This window comes from Streptomyces sp. NPDC050509 (genome assembly GCF_044457965.1).
Taxonomy (GTDB): domain Bacteria; phylum Actinomycetota; class Actinomycetes; order Streptomycetales; family Streptomycetaceae; genus Streptomyces.
The window spans coordinates 110,432-131,065 of sequence record NZ_JBITHL010000004.1; the positions used below are offsets into that span (position 1 = coordinate 110,432).

Annotated in this window: 19 protein-coding genes; 7 read left to right on the forward strand and 12 right to left on the reverse strand. The window is 72.8% G+C overall.

Annotated elements, in window-relative coordinates; genetic code table 11:
• The first annotated feature begins 116 nt into the window (after nucleotides 1-116).
• Nucleotides 117-2,015, forward strand: coding sequence for a hypothetical protein (locus tag ACIBJC_RS13015; RefSeq protein ID WP_399291505.1), 1,899 nt, complete (start codon nucleotides 117-119; stop codon nucleotides 2,013-2,015).
• 134 nt (nucleotides 2,016-2,149) lie between these two features.
• Here ACIBJC_RS13015 and ACIBJC_RS13020 read toward each other — a convergent pair whose 3' ends face one another.
• Complete coding sequence (locus ACIBJC_RS13020; protein WP_399291507.1) at nucleotides 2,150-3,409, reverse strand: ABC transporter substrate-binding protein; 1,260 nt, start codon at nucleotides 3,407-3,409, stop codon at nucleotides 2,150-2,152.
• A gap of 173 nt (nucleotides 3,410-3,582) precedes the next feature.
• Between ACIBJC_RS13020 and ACIBJC_RS13025 the strand changes: the two genes are divergently transcribed.
• Complete coding sequence (locus tag ACIBJC_RS13025) at nucleotides 3,583-4,029, forward strand: hypothetical protein (RefSeq protein ID WP_329825125.1); 447 nt, start codon at nucleotides 3,583-3,585, stop codon at nucleotides 4,027-4,029.
• A 32-nt stretch (nucleotides 4,030-4,061) separates the two neighbouring features.
• Nucleotides 4,062-4,976, forward strand: a complete 915-nt coding sequence (gene purU / locus ACIBJC_RS13030; RefSeq protein WP_399291509.1) for a formyltetrahydrofolate deformylase — start codon at nucleotides 4,062-4,064, stop codon at nucleotides 4,974-4,976.
• Nucleotides 4,977-5,016: 40 nt separating this feature from the next.
• Here purU and ACIBJC_RS13035 read toward each other — a convergent pair whose 3' ends face one another.
• Both ACIBJC_RS13035 and ACIBJC_RS13040 read right to left on the reverse strand, forming a co-directional pair.
• On the reverse strand, nucleotides 5,017-6,354 hold the full coding sequence (locus tag ACIBJC_RS13035; RefSeq protein WP_399291511.1) for a maleylpyruvate isomerase N-terminal domain-containing protein: 1,338 nt from the start codon (nucleotides 6,352-6,354) through the stop codon (nucleotides 5,017-5,019).
• A complete protein-coding gene (locus ACIBJC_RS13040; RefSeq protein WP_399291513.1) occupies nucleotides 6,351-6,932 on the reverse strand; it encodes a sigma-70 family RNA polymerase sigma factor in 582 nt (193 codons plus the stop codon). The genes ACIBJC_RS13035 and ACIBJC_RS13040 overlap by 4 nt, the downstream gene beginning before the upstream one ends.
• A gap of 274 nt (nucleotides 6,933-7,206) precedes the next feature.
• Between ACIBJC_RS13040 and ACIBJC_RS13045 the strand changes: the two genes are divergently transcribed.
• The 3 genes from ACIBJC_RS13045 to ACIBJC_RS13055 all read left to right on the forward strand — a co-directional run bounded on the left by ACIBJC_RS13045 (nucleotide 7,207) and on the right by ACIBJC_RS13055 (nucleotide 9,356).
• Nucleotides 7,207-7,581: an STAS domain-containing protein gene (locus ACIBJC_RS13045; protein ID WP_329825013.1), complete on the forward strand. Its 375-nt coding sequence runs from the start codon at nucleotides 7,207-7,209 to the stop codon at nucleotides 7,579-7,581.
• 99 nt (nucleotides 7,582-7,680) lie between these two features.
• Nucleotides 7,681-8,211, forward strand: coding sequence for an EF-hand domain-containing protein (locus ACIBJC_RS13050; protein WP_399291515.1), 531 nt, complete (start codon nucleotides 7,681-7,683; stop codon nucleotides 8,209-8,211).
• 524 nt (nucleotides 8,212-8,735) lie between these two features.
• Nucleotides 8,736-9,356, forward strand: coding sequence for an ATP-binding protein (locus tag ACIBJC_RS13055; RefSeq protein WP_399291517.1), 621 nt, complete (start codon nucleotides 8,736-8,738; stop codon nucleotides 9,354-9,356).
• A gap of 33 nt (nucleotides 9,357-9,389) precedes the next feature.
• Here the strand turns inward: ACIBJC_RS13055 and ACIBJC_RS13060 are convergent, their stop codons facing one another.
• Nucleotides 9,390-10,418 (reverse strand): GlxA family transcriptional regulator, encoded by a 1,029-nt coding sequence (locus tag ACIBJC_RS13060; RefSeq protein WP_399291519.1) that lies wholly within the window; start codon nucleotides 10,416-10,418, stop codon nucleotides 9,390-9,392.
• Between the two features lie 59 nt (nucleotides 10,419-10,477).
• On the opposite strand from ACIBJC_RS13060, the gene ACIBJC_RS13065 reads away from it, so the two are divergent.
• The gene (locus ACIBJC_RS13065) at nucleotides 10,478-11,881 is read left to right on the forward strand and encodes an MFS transporter (protein WP_399291521.1); all 1,404 of its coding nucleotides are present in this window, start codon (nucleotides 10,478-10,480) and stop codon (nucleotides 11,879-11,881) included.
• On the opposite strand, the gene ACIBJC_RS13070 is transcribed toward ACIBJC_RS13065, so the two are convergent.
• The 8 genes from ACIBJC_RS13070 to ACIBJC_RS13105 form a co-directional block, all read right to left on the reverse strand.
• Entirely contained in the window at nucleotides 11,856-13,082 is a 1,227-nt protein-coding gene (locus ACIBJC_RS13070) for a flavin-containing monooxygenase (protein WP_399291523.1), read from the reverse strand. The two genes, ACIBJC_RS13065 and ACIBJC_RS13070, sit on opposite strands and share 26 nt — an antisense overlap.
• A 99-nt stretch (nucleotides 13,083-13,181) precedes the next feature.
• Nucleotides 13,182-14,183, reverse strand: coding sequence for a PDR/VanB family oxidoreductase (locus tag ACIBJC_RS13075; protein ID WP_399291525.1), 1,002 nt, complete (start codon nucleotides 14,181-14,183; stop codon nucleotides 13,182-13,184).
• Nucleotides 14,180-14,392: a hypothetical protein gene (locus tag ACIBJC_RS13080; RefSeq protein WP_399291527.1), complete on the reverse strand. Its 213-nt coding sequence runs from the start codon at nucleotides 14,390-14,392 to the stop codon at nucleotides 14,180-14,182. The genes ACIBJC_RS13075 and ACIBJC_RS13080 overlap by 4 nt, the downstream gene beginning before the upstream one ends.
• Nucleotides 14,389-15,495 carry an aromatic ring-hydroxylating dioxygenase subunit alpha gene (locus ACIBJC_RS13085; protein WP_399291529.1) on the reverse strand — a complete coding sequence of 369 codons (1,107 nt, stop codon included), beginning with the start codon at nucleotides 15,493-15,495 and terminating at the stop codon, nucleotides 14,389-14,391. Before ACIBJC_RS13085 ends, ACIBJC_RS13080 begins: the two co-directional genes overlap by 4 nt.
• Before the next feature lie 115 nt (nucleotides 15,496-15,610).
• Nucleotides 15,611-17,026: an MFS transporter gene (locus tag ACIBJC_RS13090; protein WP_399291531.1), complete on the reverse strand. Its 1,416-nt coding sequence runs from the start codon at nucleotides 17,024-17,026 to the stop codon at nucleotides 15,611-15,613.
• Entirely contained in the window at nucleotides 17,023-17,532 is a 510-nt protein-coding gene (locus ACIBJC_RS13095; RefSeq protein ID WP_399291533.1) for an aconitase X swivel domain-containing protein, read from the reverse strand. The genes ACIBJC_RS13090 and ACIBJC_RS13095 overlap by 4 nt, the downstream gene beginning before the upstream one ends.
• Nucleotides 17,529-18,809, reverse strand: coding sequence for an aconitase X (locus tag ACIBJC_RS13100; RefSeq protein WP_399291535.1), 1,281 nt, complete (start codon nucleotides 18,807-18,809; stop codon nucleotides 17,529-17,531). The genes ACIBJC_RS13095 and ACIBJC_RS13100 overlap by 4 nt, the downstream gene beginning before the upstream one ends.
• Nucleotides 18,806-20,629 (reverse strand): dihydroxy-acid dehydratase, encoded by a 1,824-nt coding sequence (locus tag ACIBJC_RS13105; protein ID WP_399291537.1) that lies wholly within the window; start codon nucleotides 20,627-20,629, stop codon nucleotides 18,806-18,808. Before ACIBJC_RS13105 ends, ACIBJC_RS13100 begins: the two co-directional genes overlap by 4 nt.
• Nucleotides 20,630-20,634 lie beyond the last annotated feature (5 nt).

Consider the following 20,634-nt stretch of genomic DNA (forward strand, 5'->3'; position numbering starts at 1 on the left):
GGTCGGGGCGTTACCGGTCCGACACCCTCCCGACGCGCGTGTTCGAAGGCGCGATTCACCCGGTAGCGTGAACCGACGATTCGGTAGGTCCAGACGTTCCACACGTAGGAGTCCCGGTGACGCACAGCGGACAAGGGGATGAGCCGCAGTATCCCGCCGCTCGCCCCGCGCACGAAGGCGTCGTGCTGCCCAGCGACGGCAGCGGGCCCTGGATCCCCGGCTCGGCCGCGGACCAGACCCCGCCCGCACCGACGCCGGTGCCGCCCGCGCTGCCGCCGACGGGTGCCCACCAGCCGGGCGCCCAGCCGTGGGGGCAGCCGCAGCAGCCTCAGCCGCCGCAGCAGGCGTACGGGCAGGATCCGCACGCCCCGCACGCGCCCCACGGAGCGCAGGGCATACCGCAGGGCCCGCCGCAGGGGTACGGGGCGCCCGCGGGATCACCGTCGTACGACCAGCCCTACCAGCAGTCCCACCAGCAGCCCTACCAGCAGTCCTCCCCGCAGGGCGGCCAGGAACCGTACGGGGCCTACGGCGCGCCGGAGCCCACGCCGTCGTACGGGAGACCGGGGGGCGCTCCGTACGACGCGCCCCCGCCGCCGCAGCAGGCGTACGGGCAGCCCCTGCCGCCTTCCCCCGCGCAGCCGCTGCCCCCGCCGTACGGGGAGACGCAGGCGTACGGGGAGAGCCAGTCGTACGGGGAGACCCCGCCGTACACCGAGCCCCAGCCGTACCCCCAGTCCCAGCCGCCCCAGCAGTACGGGGAGCCCCAGCCCCCGCAGCAGGGCGGCTACGGGCAGCCGATGCCGCTGCCCGCCGAGGCGCCCGCGCCCGGCAGCGCGGACGCCACCCAGTACCTGCCGCCCGTCGCCGCCGCGCCCGGACTCGGTGACGCGGACGCCACCCAGTTCATCCCGCCGGTCCCGGCCGCCTCGCCGGGCTCGCGGGGGCCCGGCGTGCTGCCGCCCGAAAGTCAGGGCAACGCGGCCGACGCGACCCAGTTCCTGCCGCCCGTCGCGGCGGCGCGGGGCTCCGACGCGGAGGCCACGCAGTTCATCGCCCCCGTCCCCGCCGGGCCCGCGCCCGCCGCCGCGGGACCGGCCCCGTACGGCGTACGGCCCGGCGCCCCCGGCGACCGGCCGCCGCCCGCCGAGTTCGACAACCTCTTCCGCTCGGACGGCGAGGCGTCCGGGTCCACCCAGAAGATGCCCCGGATCGAGACCCCGGCGCCGCCCGTCGGCGGCCGGCGGGCCGCCCGGGGCGGCGGAGCCGGATACCAGCCGCAGCCGCAACCCCAGCCCCCGTCCCCGCCGTACGGCGCCCACGCCACGCCCGGCGGCCCCGGGCCGCACGAGCCGCGCGGACGCTCCGCGGGCCGCCGTACGTCCTCACGGGTCCCGCTGATCGCCGCCGTCACCGCCGGCATCGTCGCCCTCGGTCTGGGCGCGGGCGCGCTGATGAGCGGCGGGGGCGACGACGACCCGTCCCAGGACGACAGCAGGACGGTGGCGTCGGCGACCTCGCCCCCGGCCACCGAGTCGACCACCCAGGCCGCCCCTGACCCGGTGAAGACGCAGGCCCAGGAGCTCGACAAGCTGCTCGCCGACAGCAGCAGCAGCCGTGAGTCGGTGATCAACGCTGTCAACTCCATCAGGTCCTGCGACAACCTCGGCCAGGCCGCCACCGATCTGCACGCCGCCGCCGAGCAGCGCCGCGGTCTGGTGACCCGGCTGGACGCGCTGACGGTGGACAAGCTGCCCGGCCACACCGAGCTGACGTCCTCCCTCACCGACGCGTGGGAGGCGTCCGCCTCCGCCGACGACCACTACGCGGCGTGGGCCAAGCAGGTCGGGAAGAAGAAGGGGTGCAAGGACGGCCAGGCGCGCGTCACCTCGGAGCGCTCCAAGGGCGACCGGGCGAGCGGCGAGGCGACGGCCGCGAAGAAGAAGGCGTCGGGGCTGTGGAACAGCATCGCGACGGAGTACGACCTGACGAAGCGGGCCCCGACGCAGCTCTGACGACGCGGTCCGCCGGGCGGGGCAGTCACCGGGCGGGGCAGTCACGGGGCAGGGGAGTCACCGGGTGGGGAGCCGTACCTCCCGCCCGGCGCGACCGGCTCCACGTAGGGCCGTAGGGCCGTACGGCCCTACGGCTACCGGGCCGCGCCGCCCAGCAGCGTCTCGCCCACGTCCACGAAGCCCTTCCGCTGGCTCACCAGCCGCCCCTGCTTCACCACTTGGAACGTCACGTCCCCGTTGACGATCCGCGGGAAGTTCGGCGTCCCGAGCATGTCCTCGTACCGCCAGCGCAGCGTCGGCGTGAGGCCGCCGGTGTTCACCTCCACCCCCCGGTCCAGGGTGTCCGTGATCTTCTCGGGGGTGATCTCGTCGGTGTCGAGCGACTCGACGACCTGCTTCAGCACGGTGTACGCGATCCACGTGGTCTGCGTGCCCGGGTTCGTCGGGTCGATGTCGTTGTTCCCGAAGGCGAACCGGTCGATCACGCCGCGCATCGGCCCCCACGCCCGGTCGTTCGCCACGGGGTACCAGCCGGTGAGGTACGCGTTCTCGAAGATCCCGTCCTTGCCGCCCGTACGGTCGATGAGCGACTGGTCGACGCTGCCCAGCACGGAGGAGACCCGGATGGACCTGCCGTCCTCGGGGAGCCTGCGGTAGGAGTCGAGGAAGGTCTCGGTGCGGTCCCCGAGCACCGCCGTGACGCAGCCGCCGTCCCGGGCCCGCTCGCGCGCCAGCTCCGCCCGCCGGGTGTAGTCGGTGGCGTCCTCCGCCGCGCGGATGTCGGAGACGGGCCCGCGACCGCCCTGGGAGAGCCCGGCGTCGATCAGGTCGGGCAGCTTGTCGCCGCCGATGGTGTCGGGCCGTACCAGCGCCGTACGGGCGCAGTTGCGCGCGACCTGCCGGCCACTGCCCGCGAGGAGCGTGGCCTGCCCGCCGTTGACGGGGTAGGAGAGGAAGCTCGTGAACTCCTCCTCGCTGATGCCGTATCCGCCGATGTACGGGATGCCCGCGGCCTCCAGCGGTGCCATGAACTCACGGCCGAACTGGCTGTACGAGCCGACGACCGCGACGGCCTTCGCCTTCACGGCCCGGCGGGCGCACTCGGCGGCGCCCGCCGAGTCGTTGCGTTCGTTGCAGGTCAGGACGCGCAGCTCGTGGCCGCCGATGCCGCCGGAGGAGTTGACCCAGCGGGCGTACGCCTGCGCCATGGCCGGCATGCCGGGCAGATTGGTCGCGTTGGTGTCGATCGGCGCCCAGGTCATGACCGTGACAGGGGTCCGGGAGCCGCCGGAGTCCCCTGGCAGGATGCCGCAGCCGGACAACAGGGTGGCGACGGCGAACAGCGCACCGCTCTGGAAGGTGCGGAAGGAGGAGAAACGTCGCCGACCGGTCATAGCTCCTCACGCTCCCGTCCCGCGGGGAACTGCGCAGTGAGCGCTCTTCAACGGTGGGTGACGTGGAGGTGAACACCGGGGGCCCTAGGTGACATCGCCCGGCGGACCGTAAAGTCGGGGCTGTGCAGCCAGCTTCCGAGAACCCTTCCCGTCGCGGCCGTCGCTCCCCCACCATGGGCGGCATGCCGCTCAACGACATGCCGTGGTGGCGCTGGCGCAGCAACGTGCGCTCGGCGCTGCACATGCTCTCCGATCCCGTCTTCCACCACGAGTGCTGGCTGGCCGGCCGCGAGGGGTACGGGGACGTCACCGACGCCGTGTACCGGCTGGTCGAGGACACCTGGCTCGACAACTGGTCCGCCGAGAAGTACGTCGGAACGATTTTCCGCGACTCCGGCGAGGCCGCGCTCGTCGATCTCGCCGTGCTGCGGGTGCTGCGCATCATGCACCAGGTCGGCGCGGACGCGCCCGTCTCCGCCTACCTGGAGCACCACGGCTGGCCGGAGGCGGTCCGCGCGGCCCGCGAGGCGCACGTACGGCTGGCGGCGGGCGACGGGGACGACCCGGACGCGCCGCCGCAGACCCTGGACGTGCTGCGCATCATGACGCGGTCCGCCTGAGGCGGCGCGGCGATGTGGGATCCTTTGTGGTCATGAGCACCGCCGCGCAGCCCTCCGCCACGCCTGCCCCGTCCGGCCGCACCGACCACCGGGACCGCACCGATCAGTACGTGCTGACGCTGTCCTGCCCGGACAAACAGGGCATCGTGCACGCCGTGTCGAGCTATCTCTTCATGACCGGCTGCAACATCGAGGACAGCCAGCAGTTCGGGGACCACGACACCGGGCTCTTCTTCATGCGGGTGCACTTCTCGGCGGAGGAGCCGGTGACCGTGGAGAAGCTGCGCGCGAGCTTCGCCGCGATCGGCGACTCCTTCCGGATGGACTGGGCGATCCACCGTCCCGAGGAGCGGATGCGGATCGTCCTCATGGTCAGCAGGTTCGGCCACTGCCTGAACGATCTCCTCTTCCGGGCGAACATCGGCGCGCTGCCGGTGGAGATCGTCGCCGTCGTCTCGAACCACACGGACTTCGCCGAGCTCGCCGCCTCGTACGACATCCCCTTCCACCACATCCCGGTGACGAGGGACACGAAGGCGGCGGCGGAGGCGGAGCTGCTGGAGCTGGTCAGGGCCGAGCAGGTCGAGCTGGTCGTCCTCGCCCGCTACATGCAGGTGATCTCCGACGACCTGTGCAAGCAGCTCAACGGCCGGATCATCAACATCCACCACTCCTTCCTGCCGAGCTTCAAGGGCGCGAAGCCGTACCACCAGGCGCACGCGCGGGGCGTGAAACTGATCGGCGCGACGGCGCACTATGTGACGGCCGACCTCGACGAGGGCCCGATCATCGAGCAGGAGGTCGAGCGCGTCGGCCACCAGGTCACACCGGAGCAGCTCGTGGCGATCGGCCGGGACGTGGAGTGCCAGGCCCTGGCGCGCGCGGTGAAGTGGCACGCGGAGCACCGGATCCTGCTGAACGGCCACCGTACGGTCGTCTTCGCCTGAGCCGAGGCCCGAAGGGGACCGGCTCTTCGGAGGGGCGGGCTCAGAGCCGGCTCATCGCCGCCGCCGCGAACAGCACGTCCCTGATCGCCTCGCGGTCGCCGTCCTGACCCGCCGCCGCGTCCTCCGGCGAGACGCGCCCGGCCACCACCTGGCAGAACTCGACGGCGTCCAGCGCGACCTGGCCCACGGACAGCTCCCGGCAGCCGACCGCCGCCGGGGAGTCCAGCGGGATGTACCAGTCGCCGCCGCCCACCCCCTCGACCAGCAGATGCAGCGACCTGCCGGGCGAGCCCGCCGCCACGAGCTGCTGCGCCGGGCCCGCCAGACCCGCCCGGCGGCGCAGCGCGAGGGCGGCCGGGAGCAGCCGCGCGCCCAGGTCGATCATCGAACGGAGATGGGGCCCGCTCGGCGGTTTGTACGGGTAGGCCACCGCCTCCGCGATGTCCGTGCCGTGGATCCAGCACTCGAAGGCCCGCTCCAGCAGCGCGTCGCGCAGCGGAAGGGCGAATTCCCCGTACGTCACGGAGAGTTCGGCCACACCCCGGCCCGCGAAGGAGACCGTACGGATCAGGGCGTGGTTCTGCTCGCGCCAGGGCTCGTGGAGCGCGCGGGTGGGCGGCGGCGTCGCCGCGCGCCAGAAGGCCTCCGTACGGTCGGTGGGGCCGGCCGGTGCCCCGGGGCCCAGCGGGTCCTCCAGCCCGAGGGCCGCCGCGACCACGCCGTCCACGGTCATGAGATGGCCCATGACCCCGGCGACCGTCGTCCTGCGGAAGGCCGCCCGCTCGTTCTCGAACCACTGGAGCCGTACGGGCGCGTGCCAGTCCTGGGCGCCGATGTCACGGAGCAGCGCGTCGAGCCGGGCGGTCTCGGCGTCGTACGGAGCGGCCCAGCCGGGCACCGGAACGCGGGCGGGGCGGCGGCCGAGGCAGTCCTCCAGCACACGGGAGCGCAGCAGCGGGTCGAGGTCCAGATTCCCCTCGGCGTGCAGCAGCCCGACGGCGTCGCGCAGCCGCAGCGCCTCCTCGGCGCAGGGCGCGCACTCGGTGAGGTGGTCCTCGACGAGCCCGGTCTCGGCGGCCGAGCAGGCGGAGAGCGCCCAGGCCCCGAGGAGCGACTTCAGCACCTTGTGGGTGAGCGGGGGTATTTCGGGTGCGGGGACGGGTGTCGGCTCCGGGGCGGGTGCGGGTGTCGGCGCGGGTGCGGGTGCGGACTCCTGTGCGGGGTCCGGCGCCGATTCCCGTTCCGATTCCGATTCCGGTTCCGGCTCCGGCGGGGCCTGGTCGTCGCCCGCCGGCCTCGGGCCGGGTATCCGGAGGAAGGGCGTCGGTTCGCCCGGGTCGCGGCCGTCGTGGGAGCCGCCGTCCAGCGGGCCGGTCACCGGGAACGCCCGGTTTCCGGCGGCGGGAGACCGTCCCCGGTCCGGCTGTTGGCCGTGGAGAGCAGTTGCAGGCCCAGCCGCAGCCGGCGCCGCGCCTCGTCCTCCGTGACGCCCAGGTCCTCCGCCGTCTGACGGCAGTCCCGGCGCTGGAAGTACGCCAGCTCCAACGCGCTGAGCAGGGGCTTCGGCATCGACCTGACGATGTAGTCCGCACGGGCCGCCGCCGAGGCCCGGCGGATCTTCTGCTCCATCTCCTCCGTGGTGCCCTCGCCGCTCGCCTCGAACGCCCGGCGCTCCGTCTCGCGGAGCCGCCGCACGGCGAGATCCTGTGTGACATTCGCCACCCAGGAGCGCAGGGAGCCCTGCCGGGGATCGTAGGTGTCCGGGTTCTCCCAGAGGTGGCCGAACACGTCGCGGGTGACGCGGTCCGCCGCGTCGTCGTCGTCCAGTACGCGGTGGGCGAGGCTGTGCACCAGGGACGCGTACCGGTCGTACAGCTCACCGAGCGCCGCAGCCTCGCCCCGCGCGAGCCGCTGCTGCATCCTGCGGTCCCAGCGGGGCGGTGTGTTCTTCGCCATCCGACCCCCAGCCCTGTTCCTCTGGCCCTCGCCCTGTTCCCCCGGCCCTCTTCGGTTCCCTCATGATGCCGAAGTCAGGACCCCGTCGTCTCGTCGAATGTAGTGGGCACCACCGACAGCGCACGCCCCTTTGCGGTAAGTGCGCCCCATACGCCGACCAGCACGTCCCCGTACGCCGCCCCACGAAGTTTCGGCCACGGCTAAAGGGGCAGAGGCGACCAGGAAGCAATACTTCCGGATCGTCCCATCCGCCGAGGAGAAGGGCATCAGACGCGTGACGCTCAAGGTGAACGAGTCCGAGCAGGGCGCGTGGACCGTCCTGCACATCACCGGCGAGCTGGATCTCGTGACATCGCCGGAGGTCCGCCAGCGGGTCCACGACGCGGTGGCCGAGGGACAGCACGAACTCGTGCTCGATCTCTCGCATGTGTTCTTCTGCGACTCCAGCGGTGTCGGCGTACTGATCGCCTCCCGCAGACTGCTCCACTCCTGTCGCGGCAACCTCCGTCTCATCCTGCCCGCACGGGGCTCGGAGGAGGGCTCGCACGTGAACCGCGTTCTCGCGGCGCTCGGCGTACGCCGGCTCTTCGACGTCTTCCCCGATGTACCCAGCGCCGTCGACACCCAGGCGCAACCGCTGTCGGCGTAGTCTTCCGGGCCCCTCCACTCCCCGTTCATCTGCGCTTTCTCCGTAGGCCTTCCGGGCAAGCGGACACACGGCGGCCCTCCGCCGTCGTACGCTCCCGGCATGGACAGCGCAGAATACGAGGGCAAGATCGCCTCCAGGTTCGCCGCATTCGACCAGGACGGCAGCGGTTACATCGACCGGGAGGATTTCAGCGGGGCCGCGGCGGCGCTGCTCGCCGAGTTCGGCACGACGGCCCGTTGCGACAAGGGCCAGGCGCTCTACAGCGGGGCCGAGGCGTTCTGGCAGGGGATGGCCGGGATCGCCGACGTGGACGGTGACCAGCGGGTCAGCCGCCAGGAGTTCGTCACGGGCGCGGTGAAGCGGCTGCGCGACAACCCGGAGCGGTTCGCGGAGATCGCCCGGCCGTTCGTGAGCGCCGCGATCGATGTCGCGGGCGGGGACGGCGCGGCGCCCGCCGGTGGCCGCTCCGTGAGCCCGGCGGCGGCCGAACGCGCGCTGCGGGTACTGGGGGTCGAGCCGGAGGCGGCGGCCCGGGCGGCCGGCGAGCTGGACGCGGACGGCGACGGCAGGATCGGCGAGGCGGAGATCCTGAAGGGGTTCGCCGCGTACTACGTGACGCCGGAGCCCTGATCGGACCGGACACGCCACGGAAGTTGACCGGCTCAGGACCGAATCGAACCGGTCCTGAGCCGCTGTGTGTCCGGTTCCGACCGTACGGAAAGCGTTGGCCTCAGCCCTCTGATGCGTCACCGTACGTGGTGAGGGGCCGACCGCCGCGGTCGATACCGGGTTGTGTCCTTACGGTTCGCCGTCACACGCCGGAGTCACCACCGGGCTCCGGTACGCTCCCTTGGGTGCGAGAGGTAGTGAGGCGCGAAGGGCGCGGTGTTGCCGGTACGGCGGCTCCCGCGTCGTGCAAGTGCGCCGCTCGGGCGCCGCGAATGCGCCGTGCACGCCCGTGTTCGACTCCCCGCAGCGTGCGTCGCACAGTATGCACCACGCCTACTCCTTCGCGCTGGAATATGCCCGAAGCGCTTGTTGCGGTGACTGTACGTCAACCATGCTGTCCCGTAAGGGAATCACGTTGGGTGATCTCGTCGAGGACCCTGTCGAGGCGCGAGGCGATGTGTCCGCCGGTTCGGATGGTGTGAGCGGTGCAGGTGCTTCAGGTTCAGTTGGAGATCGGGCCCGACCCCGCGGAAGTGGGGCGGGCGCGCAGATGGGCCAGATCCAGGCTCGTCGGTTCGGGCATGGGGGATGACGAGCCGGTCGCGGAGACGCTGATCCTCCTCATCTCCGAGCTGGTCACGAACGCCGTGGTGCACACCGGCTGTCCGGCCGTGCTGCGGATGCTCTTCGGCTCGGGCGCGGCGGAGGCGGGCACCGTACGGGTGGAGGTCGCCGACATCAGCGCCTGCCCGCCCCGCCCGCGCCACGCGGCGGGCGAGGACACCAACGGCCGCGGCCTGGAACTGGTCGACGGCCTCGCCGACCGGTGGGGATGGCAGCCGGAGGGCGCGGGCAAGCGCATCTGGTGCGAGGTCGACCGGGGCGCACCGGGGTGCGCGGCGGACGGCCCCGACGAGCCCCAGGGCGCGACGGCGCGTGCCACGGGCGTGCCGAGTACGGCGAGCGGCCCGGCGAGCGCGTCCGACGCCGGTTCCCGGGCCGGTTCCGGCTGCGGTTCCCCGAACGCCTCCGGCGGCTACGGCGCGACGGCGGGATACGGCTCCCCGCCCCGCAAGCCGTCGTACGGCGTCCCGCGCCCGGCCTAGGCAGCGACCATCCAGGGGGCTCGGGGCGCCCGCCTAAGGGGTGCCCGCCCGGAACGTACGCCGGTACACCGTCGGCGGGACACCCAGCGCCGCCTGGAGATGCTGTCGCATCGACTGCGCCGTACCGAACCCGGCGTCCCGCGCCACCTGGTCGACCGACAGCTCCGTCGACTCCAGCAACTGACGGGCCCGTTCGATGCGCTGCCGCAGCAGCCACTGCCCGGGGCTGACGCCCGCCTCCTCGCGGAACCGGCGCGTGAACGTCCGTACGGACACGGACTCCCGCTCGGCCATGTCCCGTAGCTGGATGGGCTCGTGGAGGCGGGCGAGCGCCCAGGCCCGCGCCGCCGCGGTGGTCGCCGCGTGCGGCTCGGGGACGGGGCGCCGGATGTACTGCGCCTGGCCGCCGTCCCGGTGGGGCGGGACGACCGTACGGCGCGCGACGTCGTTGGCGACCGCCGCGCCGTGGTCGCGGCGCACGATGTGCAGGCAGAGGTCGATCCCGGCGGCGACCCCGGCCGAGGTGAGCACGTCGCCGTCGTCGATGAAGAGCACGTCGGGGTCGACCGCGACGCGCGGGAACAGGCGCTGGAAGCGGTCGGCGGAGGCCCAGTGGGTGGTGGCGGGCCGCCCGTCGAGGAGCCCGGCGGCGGCCAGGACGAAGCCGCCGGTGCAGATCGACACCAGGCGGGTGCCCGGCCGGATACGGGCGAGGGCGGCGGCCAGTTCGTCGGTGAGGACGCCCTCCTCGTAGACGGGGCCGAGTTCGTACGACGCCGGGACGACGACGGTGTCGGCGGTGGCGAGCGCCTCGGGGCCGTGCTCCAGCAGGATCGCGAAGTCGGCGTCGGTGGGGACCGGGCCCGGCGCCCCGGCCCCGCAGGTCACGGTCGCGTAGAGCGGCTTCCCCGTGGCGTCGCGGGCGCGGCCGAAGATCCGCTGCGGGATGCCCAGTTCGAAGGGGATGACGCCGGGGAGGGCGAGCACGACGACACGGTGCGGACGCGCGGTGTGGTGCGGACGCTCGGGGCGGTGTGACGTGCGGTGCGGTCGGTGGGCCATGGCCCGATCCTAGCGAAGGGTGTCCTCCGGGCCACTCGTACGACCGGGGCCCGCGCTCGATGCTGATTGACGTGACACAGTCAACGGATCTCTCGCCGAAGGACCCCTCGAAGGATCCTCTGAATGACCTCCCGAACGACCTTCCGAAGGGCACTCCGAAAGCCACTCCGAAGGCTCCTCTGAAGGACCTCCCGCCGCTGGGCGCCCCGCGCGCGCCGGGGCGGGTCCACCGGGCGTGGTCCGTCGCCGCCGTCACCTTCGTGACGATCATCGGCGCCGCCGCCTTCGCCTCGCTCCCCGGTCTGCTGATCGAGCCGCTGCACGCGGAGTTCGACTGGTCACGCGGCACGATCGGCTTCGCCGTCTCCGTCAACCTGGCGCTGTACGGGCTGACCGCGCCGTTCGCCGCCGCGCTGATGGACCGCTTCGGGATCCGGAAGGTCGTCGCCGTCGCGCTGACCATGATCTCGGTCGGCGCGGTGCTGACGGTCTGGATGACCACGGCCTGGCAACTGGTGATGTACTGGGGCGTTCTGGTCGGCCTGGGCAGCGGCTCGATGGCGCTGGCCTTCGCGGCGACGGTGACCAACCGCTGGTTCGTGGCCCGCCGCGGCCTGGTGACCGGCGTGCTGACGGCCGCGGGCGCCTCCGGGCAGTTGGTCTTCCTGCCGCTGCTGTCCTGGCTGGTCGAGGACCACGGCTGGCGCCCGGCCGCGGTCACCGTCTCGCTGACCGCGCTCGCGGTCGTCCCGTTCGTCTGGCTGCTGCTGCGCGACCACCCGGCGGACGTGGGCCTCTCCGCCTACGGCGCCCCGGAGTTCACCCCGAAGCCCGCACCGGTGCGGGGCGCGGCGCGGCGGGCGCTGTCGGTGCTGGCGTCGGCGGTGCGCACGGGTCCTTTCTGGCTGCTCGCCGGTACGTTCGCGATCTGCGGCGCCTCGACCAACGGCCTGGTCAAGACCCACTTCGTACCGGCCGCGCACGACCACGGCATGCCGATCACGGCCGCCGCCTCGCTGCTCGCGGTGATCGGTGTCTTCGACGTCGTCGGCACGATCGCCTCCGGCTGGTTCACCGACCGCTACGAGGCGCGCCGCCTGCTCGCCGTCTACTACGCGCTGCGCGGCGTCTCGCTGCTCTTCCTGCCGATGCTGCTGGCGCCGACCGTCCACCCGGCGAGCCCGTCGATGGTGCTCTTCATCGTGTTCTACGGCCTGGACTGGGTCGCCACCGTCCCCCCGACGCTCGCCCTGTGCCGTGAGCACTACGGCGAGGACAGCGCGATCGTCTTCGGCTGGGTCCTCGCCTCGCACCAGGTCGGCGCGGCGGTCGTCGCCTTCGCGGGCGGTGTGGCACGGGACGTCTTCGGCTCGTACGACGTGGTCTGGTACGCCTCGGGCGCCCTGTGCGCGGTGGCGGCGCTGATGGCGCTGGTGATCAGGCGCCGGCCGGCGGTGGCGTAGCGGCTGCCGGCCGGGACCCGCCCGCGCGGGCCTTGCCGCGGGTCCGGCGGGCGACCGCCTTCCCGATGCGGTGCGCGTCGAGCGCCATCTCGCGGAAGTTGCCGCTGATGGGGTTGGTGAAGCCGGTGAAGTACAGGCCGGGCGCCTGCTTCGGGGTCCTGCGGCCGTGGGTCACCGGGCGGCCCCGGGCGTCCAGTACGCCCAGGTGGCCCACCAGGCCCTCCAGCGCGCGGTGGTAGCCGGTCGCGGCGATGACGGCCTCGGGGGTGACGCGCGAGCCGTCCGCCAGGACGACCTCGTTCCCCTCGAAGGACTCCACCGCCGCCACCGGCTCGACTCTCCCTCTCCGTACGGCCTTGATCAGCCCCACGTCCTGCACCGGGATCGCACCCTGGCGCGCCCGCGTGTAGAGCCCCGTGTCCGGGCGGGGCAGCCCCTTCGCCGACAGGTCGGGGAGCGCGATCCGGCACAGGACCGCGGCTCCCAGGTCGACCAGCCGGGTCGGCAGCCGGCGGACCAGGATCCCGGTCATCTGCGCGGGCCAGCCGAGCGTGGAGCGGCGCAGGATGTGGGGGACGGTCCTGATGGCGAGGCGCACCCGCGCGGCGCCGCCCTCGGCGAGGTCCACGGCTATCTCCGCGCCCGTGTTGCCGACGCCGACGACCAGGACGTCCTTCCCGGCGTACGGCGCGGGGTCGCGGTACGCGGAGGCGTGCAGCACCGTGCCGCCCGCCTCCTCGTACGCCGCCAGGCCCGGCCAGGACGGCAGCCGGGGCGTGTGGTTGAAGCCGGTGGCCACGACGACCGCGCGCCCGGTCAGCTCCCGGCCGCCGGTGGCGCGCAGCAGCCATCCCGAGCCGTCGGGGGAGCGGTCGATCCGGGTGACCTCGACGCCGGTGACGATGTCCAGACCGTGGTGGACCGCGTACTTCTCCAGGTAGCGCACCACATCGGCGCGCGCCGGCCAACGCCCGAAGGAGCGCGGCATCCTGAGCCCCGGCAGCCCGGAGCGGGCGCGCGTGGTGTGCAGCCGCAGCCGGTCGTAGTGGCCGCGCCAGGAGGTCCCGACGGCGCCCGACTTCTCCAGTACGACGGCCCGTACGCCCTGTTGACGCAGGGCGGCGGCAGCGGCGAGCCCGCCCGGGCCCCCTCCGATGACGTACACGGGACGGTCGTCGGCGAGGGCGGAATCGGCACACATGAAAGCTGAGCGTAGGCTCCCGGACACTTGTTGGGTGCCGGTCAACAAGGAAACCGGTTGCGAATCGGTCACGCCCCGTTCCGTGCCGGCGGGTGTGGGTCACAGGTCGAGGACCAGTTTCGGGCAGGCGGCCCGGGACACGCAGATCATCATGGTGTCGTTCGCGGCCCGTTCGGCCGGGGTGAGGAGGGAGTCACGGTGGTCGACCTCGCCCGCCAGGACCTCTGTCTCGCAGGTGCCGCAGGTGCCCTCGCGGCAGGATGTGAGGACCTGGACACCGGCCGCCTCGACCACGTCGAGCACGGACTTCCCGGGCGGTACGGCGAGGGTGAGTCCGGTACGGGCGAGATCGATCTCGAAGGTTCCGTCCAGCACGGGCGCGGTCTGTTCCCCCGGCGTGAACCGCTCCACGCGCAGCGCGCCCTCCGGCCACTTCCGGCAGGCTTCCTCGACCGCCGTCAGGAGGGGTTCCGGGCCGCAGCAGTACACGAGTGTGCCGGGCCTCGGGGTGCCGAGGAGCGTGTCCAGGTCGAGCAGCCCGTGGGTCTCCTCGGGCCAGGGCCGCACCCGGTCCCCGTACCGCCCGCGCAGTTCCTCGCGGAAGGCCATGGAGCCGAGGGCACGGCCCCCGTAGACCAGTTCCCAGGTCCGGCCGTGCCGTTCGGCCTCCTCCACCATCGGGACCAGCGGGGTGATCCCGATGCCTCCCGCGAGGAAGAGGTACGCGGGTGACGGAGCCAGCGCGAAGTGGTTGCGGGGGCCGCGGACGCGGACGGTGTCACCTTCGGCGAGCCTGTCGTGCACGCGGGCGGAGCCACCGCGCCCCGCCGGCTCCCGCAGGACCGCGATGCGCCAGGCCCGGCGGTCGCCCGGCGACGAGCACAGCGAGTACGGGCGGGTCAGCCCCCCGGGCCCGGCGGCCCCGGCGGGTGCGTCCGGCCCGTCGAGCAGCAGGTCGATGTGGGCTCCGGGCTCCCAGACCGGCAGGTCGCCCCCGTCGGGCCGCCGCAGGACGAGGGAGACGACTCCGTCGGCCTCGTCCGTACGGCGGGCCACGACGAGGTCGAGTTCGGCCTCGGGCGCGCGGTCCGTGCTGGTCATCGGTGGTCCTCCGGCGTTACGGGCGGAACGGGCGCCGCGTCGGCGCGGGGATGGCGCCCGGGGTGGGCGAGCAGCCACTCCCACAGCTCTTCGGGACCGTCGCTCTCGCGTGACTCGCCGCACCAGCACCAGCCGCGCAGCCGGTCGCTTCCGGGGATCCAGACGACCCGGTGGACGGTGTCGCCCCGGAGCATCCGGTTCGGGTTCATCGCAGGGCCGCCGTTCCCGGTGCGGCGCCCTCCTTGACCAGCCGCTTCAGGATGCGGCGGGCGGCCAGACCGCCGGTGTCGATGTTGATGGAAAGCTCCTGGGTGCCCTCGGGTTCGGAGGCGATGACGGTCTCCAGCTTGTCCAGGGCCACCACGTCCTGGAGGACGACGGTCCGGTTGTTCTGTGCCAGGAACGCGGAGACCTCCTCGTCGCCGAGGGCGAAGTCACGGGCGACGGCCCAGAAGTCGTGCGTGGTGTGCTCGGTCTCCGGAGTGATCGCGTAGACGACCTCGACGTGGAAGGCGTCCGGGTCACTGCCGTCGGCGGCGGGTCCTGGGGTGCCGACGGGGGCGATGCGCGAGTGCAGCAGGTAGAGGCAGGGTGCGTGGTACTCGATGTCCTGCCAGCGGGTGATACGGCCCTCGATGCCGGTGGACTTGGCGTAGAACGGCGGGCAGGCCGCGTCGTCCATGTGCCGGCTGACGTGGACGACGCCCGCCGCGTCGTCGACCTCGGTGGTGATGGGGGTCTCGGCGACCTCGGGGGTGCCGATGTAGCCGCCGTGCAGATACGTCTCGTGGGAGAGGTCCAGGAGGTTGTCCACGAGCAGGCCGTACCGGGCGGCCAGCGGCTCCATGCCGCACACGGTGCTGTAGCGCTCCGAGTCCAGCCAGGGCGCGCGCGGGATCAGGCTCTCGTCGGCCCGGTCGCGGTCCCCGATCCAGACCCAGACGAAGGAGTCCCGCTCCTTGACGGCGTACGTCGCCAGCCGGGCCGTACGGGGGACGCGCTTCTGGCCGGGGACGCTGACGCAGACACCGTCGGCGCCGTACGTGAAGCCGTGGTAGCCGCACACCACGGTGTCGCCGTCGAGGCGGCTCGGCTCCTCGGAGAGCGGAAACCGGCGGTGGACGCAGCGGTCGGCCATGGCGGTCACCTCGCCGGCCCCGGTCCGCCAGAACAGGATCGACTCGCCGCACACGGTCCGCGTGAACAGGTCACGCCCGATCTCGGTGCCGTAGGCGGCCACGTACCACTGGTTGCGGGCGAAGTACGGCGATGTCGCGGTGGCCGTGTTGGCCGCGTTGGTCGCGTTGGTCATCGTTGACTCAACTCCCTAGCGCTGTGCGGGTTTACGGTGCCGGGTCGGGAGGGGCGTGTCCAGGGTGCTGCGGGGCGGCGCCCCCGCCCAGGGGCTCTTCCGCTCAGCGGAAGGGTCAGGGCTGGGTCACGGGGCGGGGGGCGGGCACCGGCCCCGGTGGAGGCTCCGTGGCGAGCGCGCCCTCGGCGTCCGGTGGCAGCCGCCGCTGAGCCCGGCCGAGCCCGAACAGCAGCACGATCATCAGGACCGGGCAGAGGGCGAAGACCGTGAAGGCGCCCCGCGCACCCATCCCGGTGTCGAGGAGGACACCGCCGAGCCAAGGACCCACCATCGCGCCGATCTTGGCGACGGACGAGGCCCAGGCGGCGCCGTTGGCACGGACCGCGGTCGGATAGAACGTACTGGCGATGCTGGTGATGCCGCCGTGGCCGCCGTTGACGAACATCTTGGCGCTGATGATGAAGGCGACGTACATCGCGGGGACGAGCGCCCCGAGCCCGAGGGTGAGCATGCAGGCCGCGGCGGCCAACGGCATCCACAGGATGACGCCCGCGCCCTTGCGGTCCACGAACCGGCTGATGGCGAGCTGCCCGAGCGCTCCGGCGACACTGGCCGCCGCGGCGATGGTGGCGGCGGCACTCACACTGAAGCCCATGCGCTCATTGATCATCGGCGTCCAGAAGACCATGAAGTAGATCAGCGCCGACGACAGCAGATACACGGACCAGAGAAGAGGTGTGATGGCGGCGAGCGGGCCACGGAACAGGGCGGACGGCCTGAACCCCGTGGACGCGGCGGCCTCCTGGGGGTCGCCGGTGACGAAACGGGTGCCGGGGGCGAGGGAGAGTCCCGGCTGGAGCCGGCGCAGGATGCCGGCGATCCGCTCGTCGCTGCCGGGCCGGGCGCGCAGCGCGAGGAAGCGGACCGACTCGGGGACGAAGAGCCAGATCGCCACCACCGTGAGCAGCGAGCAGGCCCCGCCGAGCACGAACACGGAACGCCAACCGTGCTCGGGAATAAGCCAGTTGGAGACCGGACCCCCGGCGGCGCCGCCCAGCGTGTAGCCGACCATGATGATCGCGACGCCCGTCGCCCGGAACCGCTTGGGCGCGTACTCGGCCGCGAGCGCCCAGGTCAGCGGGAGGACTCCGCCGAGGAAGATCCCGGAGGCGATCCGCAGCGCGAACAGGTGCGCGTAGGTGTCGGCGTAGGCGAACGCCAGCATGAATCCGCCGAACCCGACCACCGAGACGATGATGGTGGGGCGGCGGCCGATACGGTCCGCCAGATAGCCCATGATCAACGCGCCGATCATGGTGCCGAACAGGCCGACCGTGCCGAGGGTGCCGAGCTGGGTGCCGGTGAGGTCGAAGTCCTTCTTGAGGTAGGTGGCGGCGAAGGACAGGATCTGGAAGTCGAAGCCGTCGAGGAAGGTGACGAGGCAGCAGACGCCGTACATCAGCAGCCAGCTGCGGTTGCGGCGCTGGCCTTCGACGATGGGGGCGAGCGGCACGGTGGGTGGGGTGGTCATGGACGTCTCCTCGTCATTGCGGAGTCATGAGCCGGTGGTACGGGGACGGTGACCGGGGAGGCGGGGTGCACCGTGACGGTGCCGTGGTCGGCGTCGACGCGGACCCGGTCGCCGCTACGGATCACGGTCAGCGGGTCCCGGTCGAGCCCGGTGACGGTGGGGACGCGGGTCACGACGGCGCCGAGTGCGGCCTTGGAGGTGATCGTCACGAAGACCAGCGCGAGGGGTGCGGTGCCGGAGAGCCGGGTCGCCTGGAAGAAACCGGCCCAGCCCGACGACCCCTTGGCCCCGGGGAAGACCAGCACCTTGCCGGCGAAGGACACCCCGTACAGCGGGTGACGGCGTTCGATGACGACGCCGCGCGCCGGGTCGATGCCGCCCCAGCCGGAGATCGTCTCGTACGACACCAGGGCCTCGCCCTCGGCGACGCCGGGGACGACGGTACGGCCGTGCAGGACCAGGGCGTGTTCCGGGTCCTCCGGCGGCGTGACGGAATCGGGGATCACCGCAGTTCTCCTTTCCAGCGGCCTGTGACGGCGGCGTCCACGCACTCCGCGAGCGTGCCGAACCACGCCTCGATGCCGAGGATCGCGGGCAGGTAGTGGGCCTGTTTCGCCGAATCGGTGGCGAAGACCTTGGTGCCGGGCGGCGCGGAACGGGACATCGCCGGGCACGAGTCGGTCAGCACCCGAGCGCCGGCCCGCTCGATGATCCGCGTCCAGCCGTTGCGATCGGCCGTGGTGCGCAGGGCGCGCGGCACCATCAGCCACAACTGCGTACCGGAGGACAGGCGACGGCCGTCCAGCAGGCGGGCGGTGTCGCGGACCTGGTCCAGGGAGGCGTGCGGGCAGCCGAGGAGGACGAAGCCGACGTCGGTGCTGTCGCCCTGCGAGTTGAGGTCCGCGTAGACGGCGGCCCGCTCACGGGCGCCGTAGACGGCGGCCTCGGGGGCCGGGCGCCCGCCGAACGCCGCTTCCAGGGTGGGTGCTTCAGGGGTGATGCCGGGCAGGTGGTAGATCTCGACACCTCCCGAGGAGGCCGCCGCCGCCCCGAAGTGCTTGAGGTCGAGGAGATCGGGCTGGGCCAACCCGCCGGTGACGACGGGCCGTTCCTCCTGGACGAGGCCGCCCGCGAAGTAGCCGAGCATGCCCCAGTCGAGCGGTCCTGAGACGGCTGTCCGTACCTCGATGTGGTGGGTGCCGAGCCGGTTGGCGGCGTGGTGGTTGCCCCAGCAGGGGATGCGGCCGGTGAGCGAGGCGGCGCCGGTGGACGCGGTGCCCTCGCAGTTGGTGCGCGCGCCGAGTACGGAGTTGGCGTAGACGACGGCGGACGACTCCATCCAGGCGAGGTGCTCGCCCCGGACGGGGATGTTGCCGACCTGATAGGGCGTGCAGGTGGCGAGGATGTTCACGCCTTTGCGCCCGTAGAACGCCTCGGCGTCCGACTGGAGCGCGATGAGCTCCTGCGGGTAGGGCGCGACGCCTTCCGCGTCGGGCCCGAAGCTCTGCTGGAGCTGGCAGGTGGGCACCTTCATGTCGGGGATGGTGAAGTCGCCGTCACTGTCGAGGTTGAGGACGGCGTACGCCTTGTGCCAGCCGCCCTCACGGACGAGCCGGGCCTTGATCGGTGAGGGCTGCGTCATGGTGCCGGCGACATTGCGCACGTCGCACAGTTCCTCGGCGTCCAGGGCCTGTCCGTAGCGGACGAGCAGGTCCATCGCGGCGGCGACGGCCGGGCCCTCGGCGCCGTCGAGCATCGCCTTGTCGGTGTCGTCGAGCTTCACGCGGGCCGTCCTCCTTCGGTGGAGTGCTCTGCGGCGGTTCGGGTCCGGGGTACGAGAACGGCGCCTTCCTGGAGCGGACGCACGGTGCGCCGGTACACCGACAGCCAGCCCGTCGCCGGGTGGCTGTCCTGGGCGGGCGCCGCCTCGGCCGCGCGCGCCGCGAGTTCGTCGTCGGGTACGAGGAGGTCGGCGCGGCGGGCGGCGAGGTCGATGGAGATGGTGTCGCCGTCCCGGACGAGGGCGAGTGGTCCGCCGTCCGCGGCCTCCGGGGAGACCTCGCCGACGACGATGCCCTTGTTGACGAGGCCGGAGAGCTGCCCGTCGGTGACGACGGCGACCTGCCCGGTGAGCCCGGCGCCGTCGAGTGCGAACACCGGCCGGGACGCCATGCCCATGCCGGGGGTGCCCTTGGGGCCGAGTCCGCGCAGGACCAGCACCTGACCGGGCCTGACCTCGCCGTCGCGCAGCCCGTCGAGGGCGTCCTGCGGCGTCTCGTACACCCGGGCGGGGCCGGTGAAGGCCGTCGGGCGGTCCTCGTCGACGGCGAGTTTCACGATGCCGGTCGCGGGGGCGAGGCTGCCGCGGACGAGGACGATGGTGGGGCGGCGGCCGAGCGGGCGGTCCAGGGGACGGACGACCTCGGAGGCGCCGGTGGTCCTGGGCGCGTCCCGTTCACCGGCGGCGAGCTCGTCGCCGAGGGTACGGCCGGTCACGGTCACGGCGTCGGTGTGCAGGAGCGGGCGCAGTGCCCGCAGGACGGCCGCCGCTCCGCCGGCCGCCTCGAACTCCTCGATGCTGTGCGGCCCGTTGGGGCGTACGGCGGTCAACAGAGGGACGATGTCGGCGAGTTCTTCGTACAGCCGGTACACGTCGATTCCGGTTCCGGCCTCCTCGGCGATCGCCTGGAGGTGCTTCACGGAGTTGATGGACGCGCTGACGGCGAGCATGACGGTCACCGCGTTGGTGAACGCGCCCCGGGTGAGCAGGGTGCGCGGGCGCAGGTCCTCGCGTACGAGACCGACGATCCGGCGTCCGGCGGCGCGCGCGTCGGCCCACATACGGGGGCTGTCGGCGAGTACGGGTGTGGAGCCGGGCAGCGCCATGCCCAGGGCCTCGCAGGCGATGTGCATGGAGTTCGCGGTGCCCATGCCCGCGCAGACGCCGGGTCCCGCCACGGCGTTCTCGCTCATGCCGGTCAGCTCGTCGAGTCCGATACGGCCCTGGGCGTGGTGCCCGGCGCCGAGGAACACGTCCTCGATGTCGCAGTGCCGCCCGGCGAAGGTGCCGCAGGGCTGGTAGCCGCAGCCGACGATCACCGTGGGCAGGTTCAGCCGGGCCGCCGCCATGAGCTGCCCCGGCGCGGTCTTGTCGCAGGAGGCGAGACACACCATGCCGTCGAGCTGGGCGCCCTCGACCGCCGCCTCGATGTCATGGGTGATCAGATCGCGGGCCGAGAGGATGTAGCCGCCCCGGCCGCCCGCGCTGTGGATGAAGTCGCTGGGCGCGACCGTGCGGATCTCGAACCCGATGCCGCCGGCCTCGGCGATCGCCTCCTTCACGGCGGCGGCGATCCCGTCGAGGTGGCTGTAGCAGGTGGCGAGCTGGGACGAGGAGTTGACGATGGCGATCTTCGGTTTGGCCATGTCCTCGTCGGTGAGTCCCAGAGCCCGCCACTGGGCGCGCCGCACGGCCCACAGGGAGCTGCCGGCCGGGTAGTTGCTGCGGAGTTCGGTGCCGGGTTCGGTGCTGGGTTCGGTGGCGGGTTCGGTGGCGGGTTCGGTGCCGGATGCGGTCGCGTCGGCGTCGTGGAGTTCGGTCATGGTGA

Coding starts and splice junctions, on each gene's coding strand:
- ACIBJC_RS13020 (WP_399291507.1), bottom strand. CDS start 3,409: ATGACCGGTCGGCGACGTTTCTCCTCCTTCCGCACCTTCCAGAGCGGT.
- ACIBJC_RS13025 (WP_329825125.1), top strand. CDS start 3,583: ATGGGCGGCATGCCGCTCAACGACATGCCGTGGTGGCGCTGGCGCAGC.
- purU (WP_399291509.1), top strand. CDS start 4,062: ATGAGCACCGCCGCGCAGCCCTCCGCCACGCCTGCCCCGTCCGGCCGC.
- ACIBJC_RS13040 (WP_399291513.1), bottom strand. CDS start 6,932: ATGGCGAAGAACACACCGCCCCGCTGGGACCGCAGGATGCAGCAGCGG.
- ACIBJC_RS13050 (WP_399291515.1), top strand. CDS start 7,681: ATGGACAGCGCAGAATACGAGGGCAAGATCGCCTCCAGGTTCGCCGCA.
- ACIBJC_RS13060 (WP_399291519.1), bottom strand. CDS start 10,418: ATGGCCCACCGACCGCACCGCACGTCACACCGCCCCGAGCGTCCGCAC.
- ACIBJC_RS13065 (WP_399291521.1), top strand. CDS start 10,478: ATGCTGATTGACGTGACACAGTCAACGGATCTCTCGCCGAAGGACCCC.
- ACIBJC_RS13070 (WP_399291523.1), bottom strand. CDS start 13,082: ATGTGTGCCGATTCCGCCCTCGCCGACGACCGTCCCGTGTACGTCATC.
- ACIBJC_RS13075 (WP_399291525.1), bottom strand. CDS start 14,183: ATGACCAGCACGGACCGCGCGCCCGAGGCCGAACTCGACCTCGTCGTG.
- ACIBJC_RS13080 (WP_399291527.1), bottom strand. CDS start 14,392: ATGAACCCGAACCGGATGCTCCGGGGCGACACCGTCCACCGGGTCGTC.
- ACIBJC_RS13085 (WP_399291529.1), bottom strand. CDS start 15,495: ATGACCAACGCGACCAACGCGGCCAACACGGCCACCGCGACATCGCCG.
- ACIBJC_RS13090 (WP_399291531.1), bottom strand. CDS start 17,026: ATGACCACCCCACCCACCGTGCCGCTCGCCCCCATCGTCGAAGGCCAG.
- ACIBJC_RS13105 (WP_399291537.1), bottom strand. CDS start 20,629: ATGACCGAACTCCACGACGCCGACGCGACCGCATCCGGCACCGAACCC.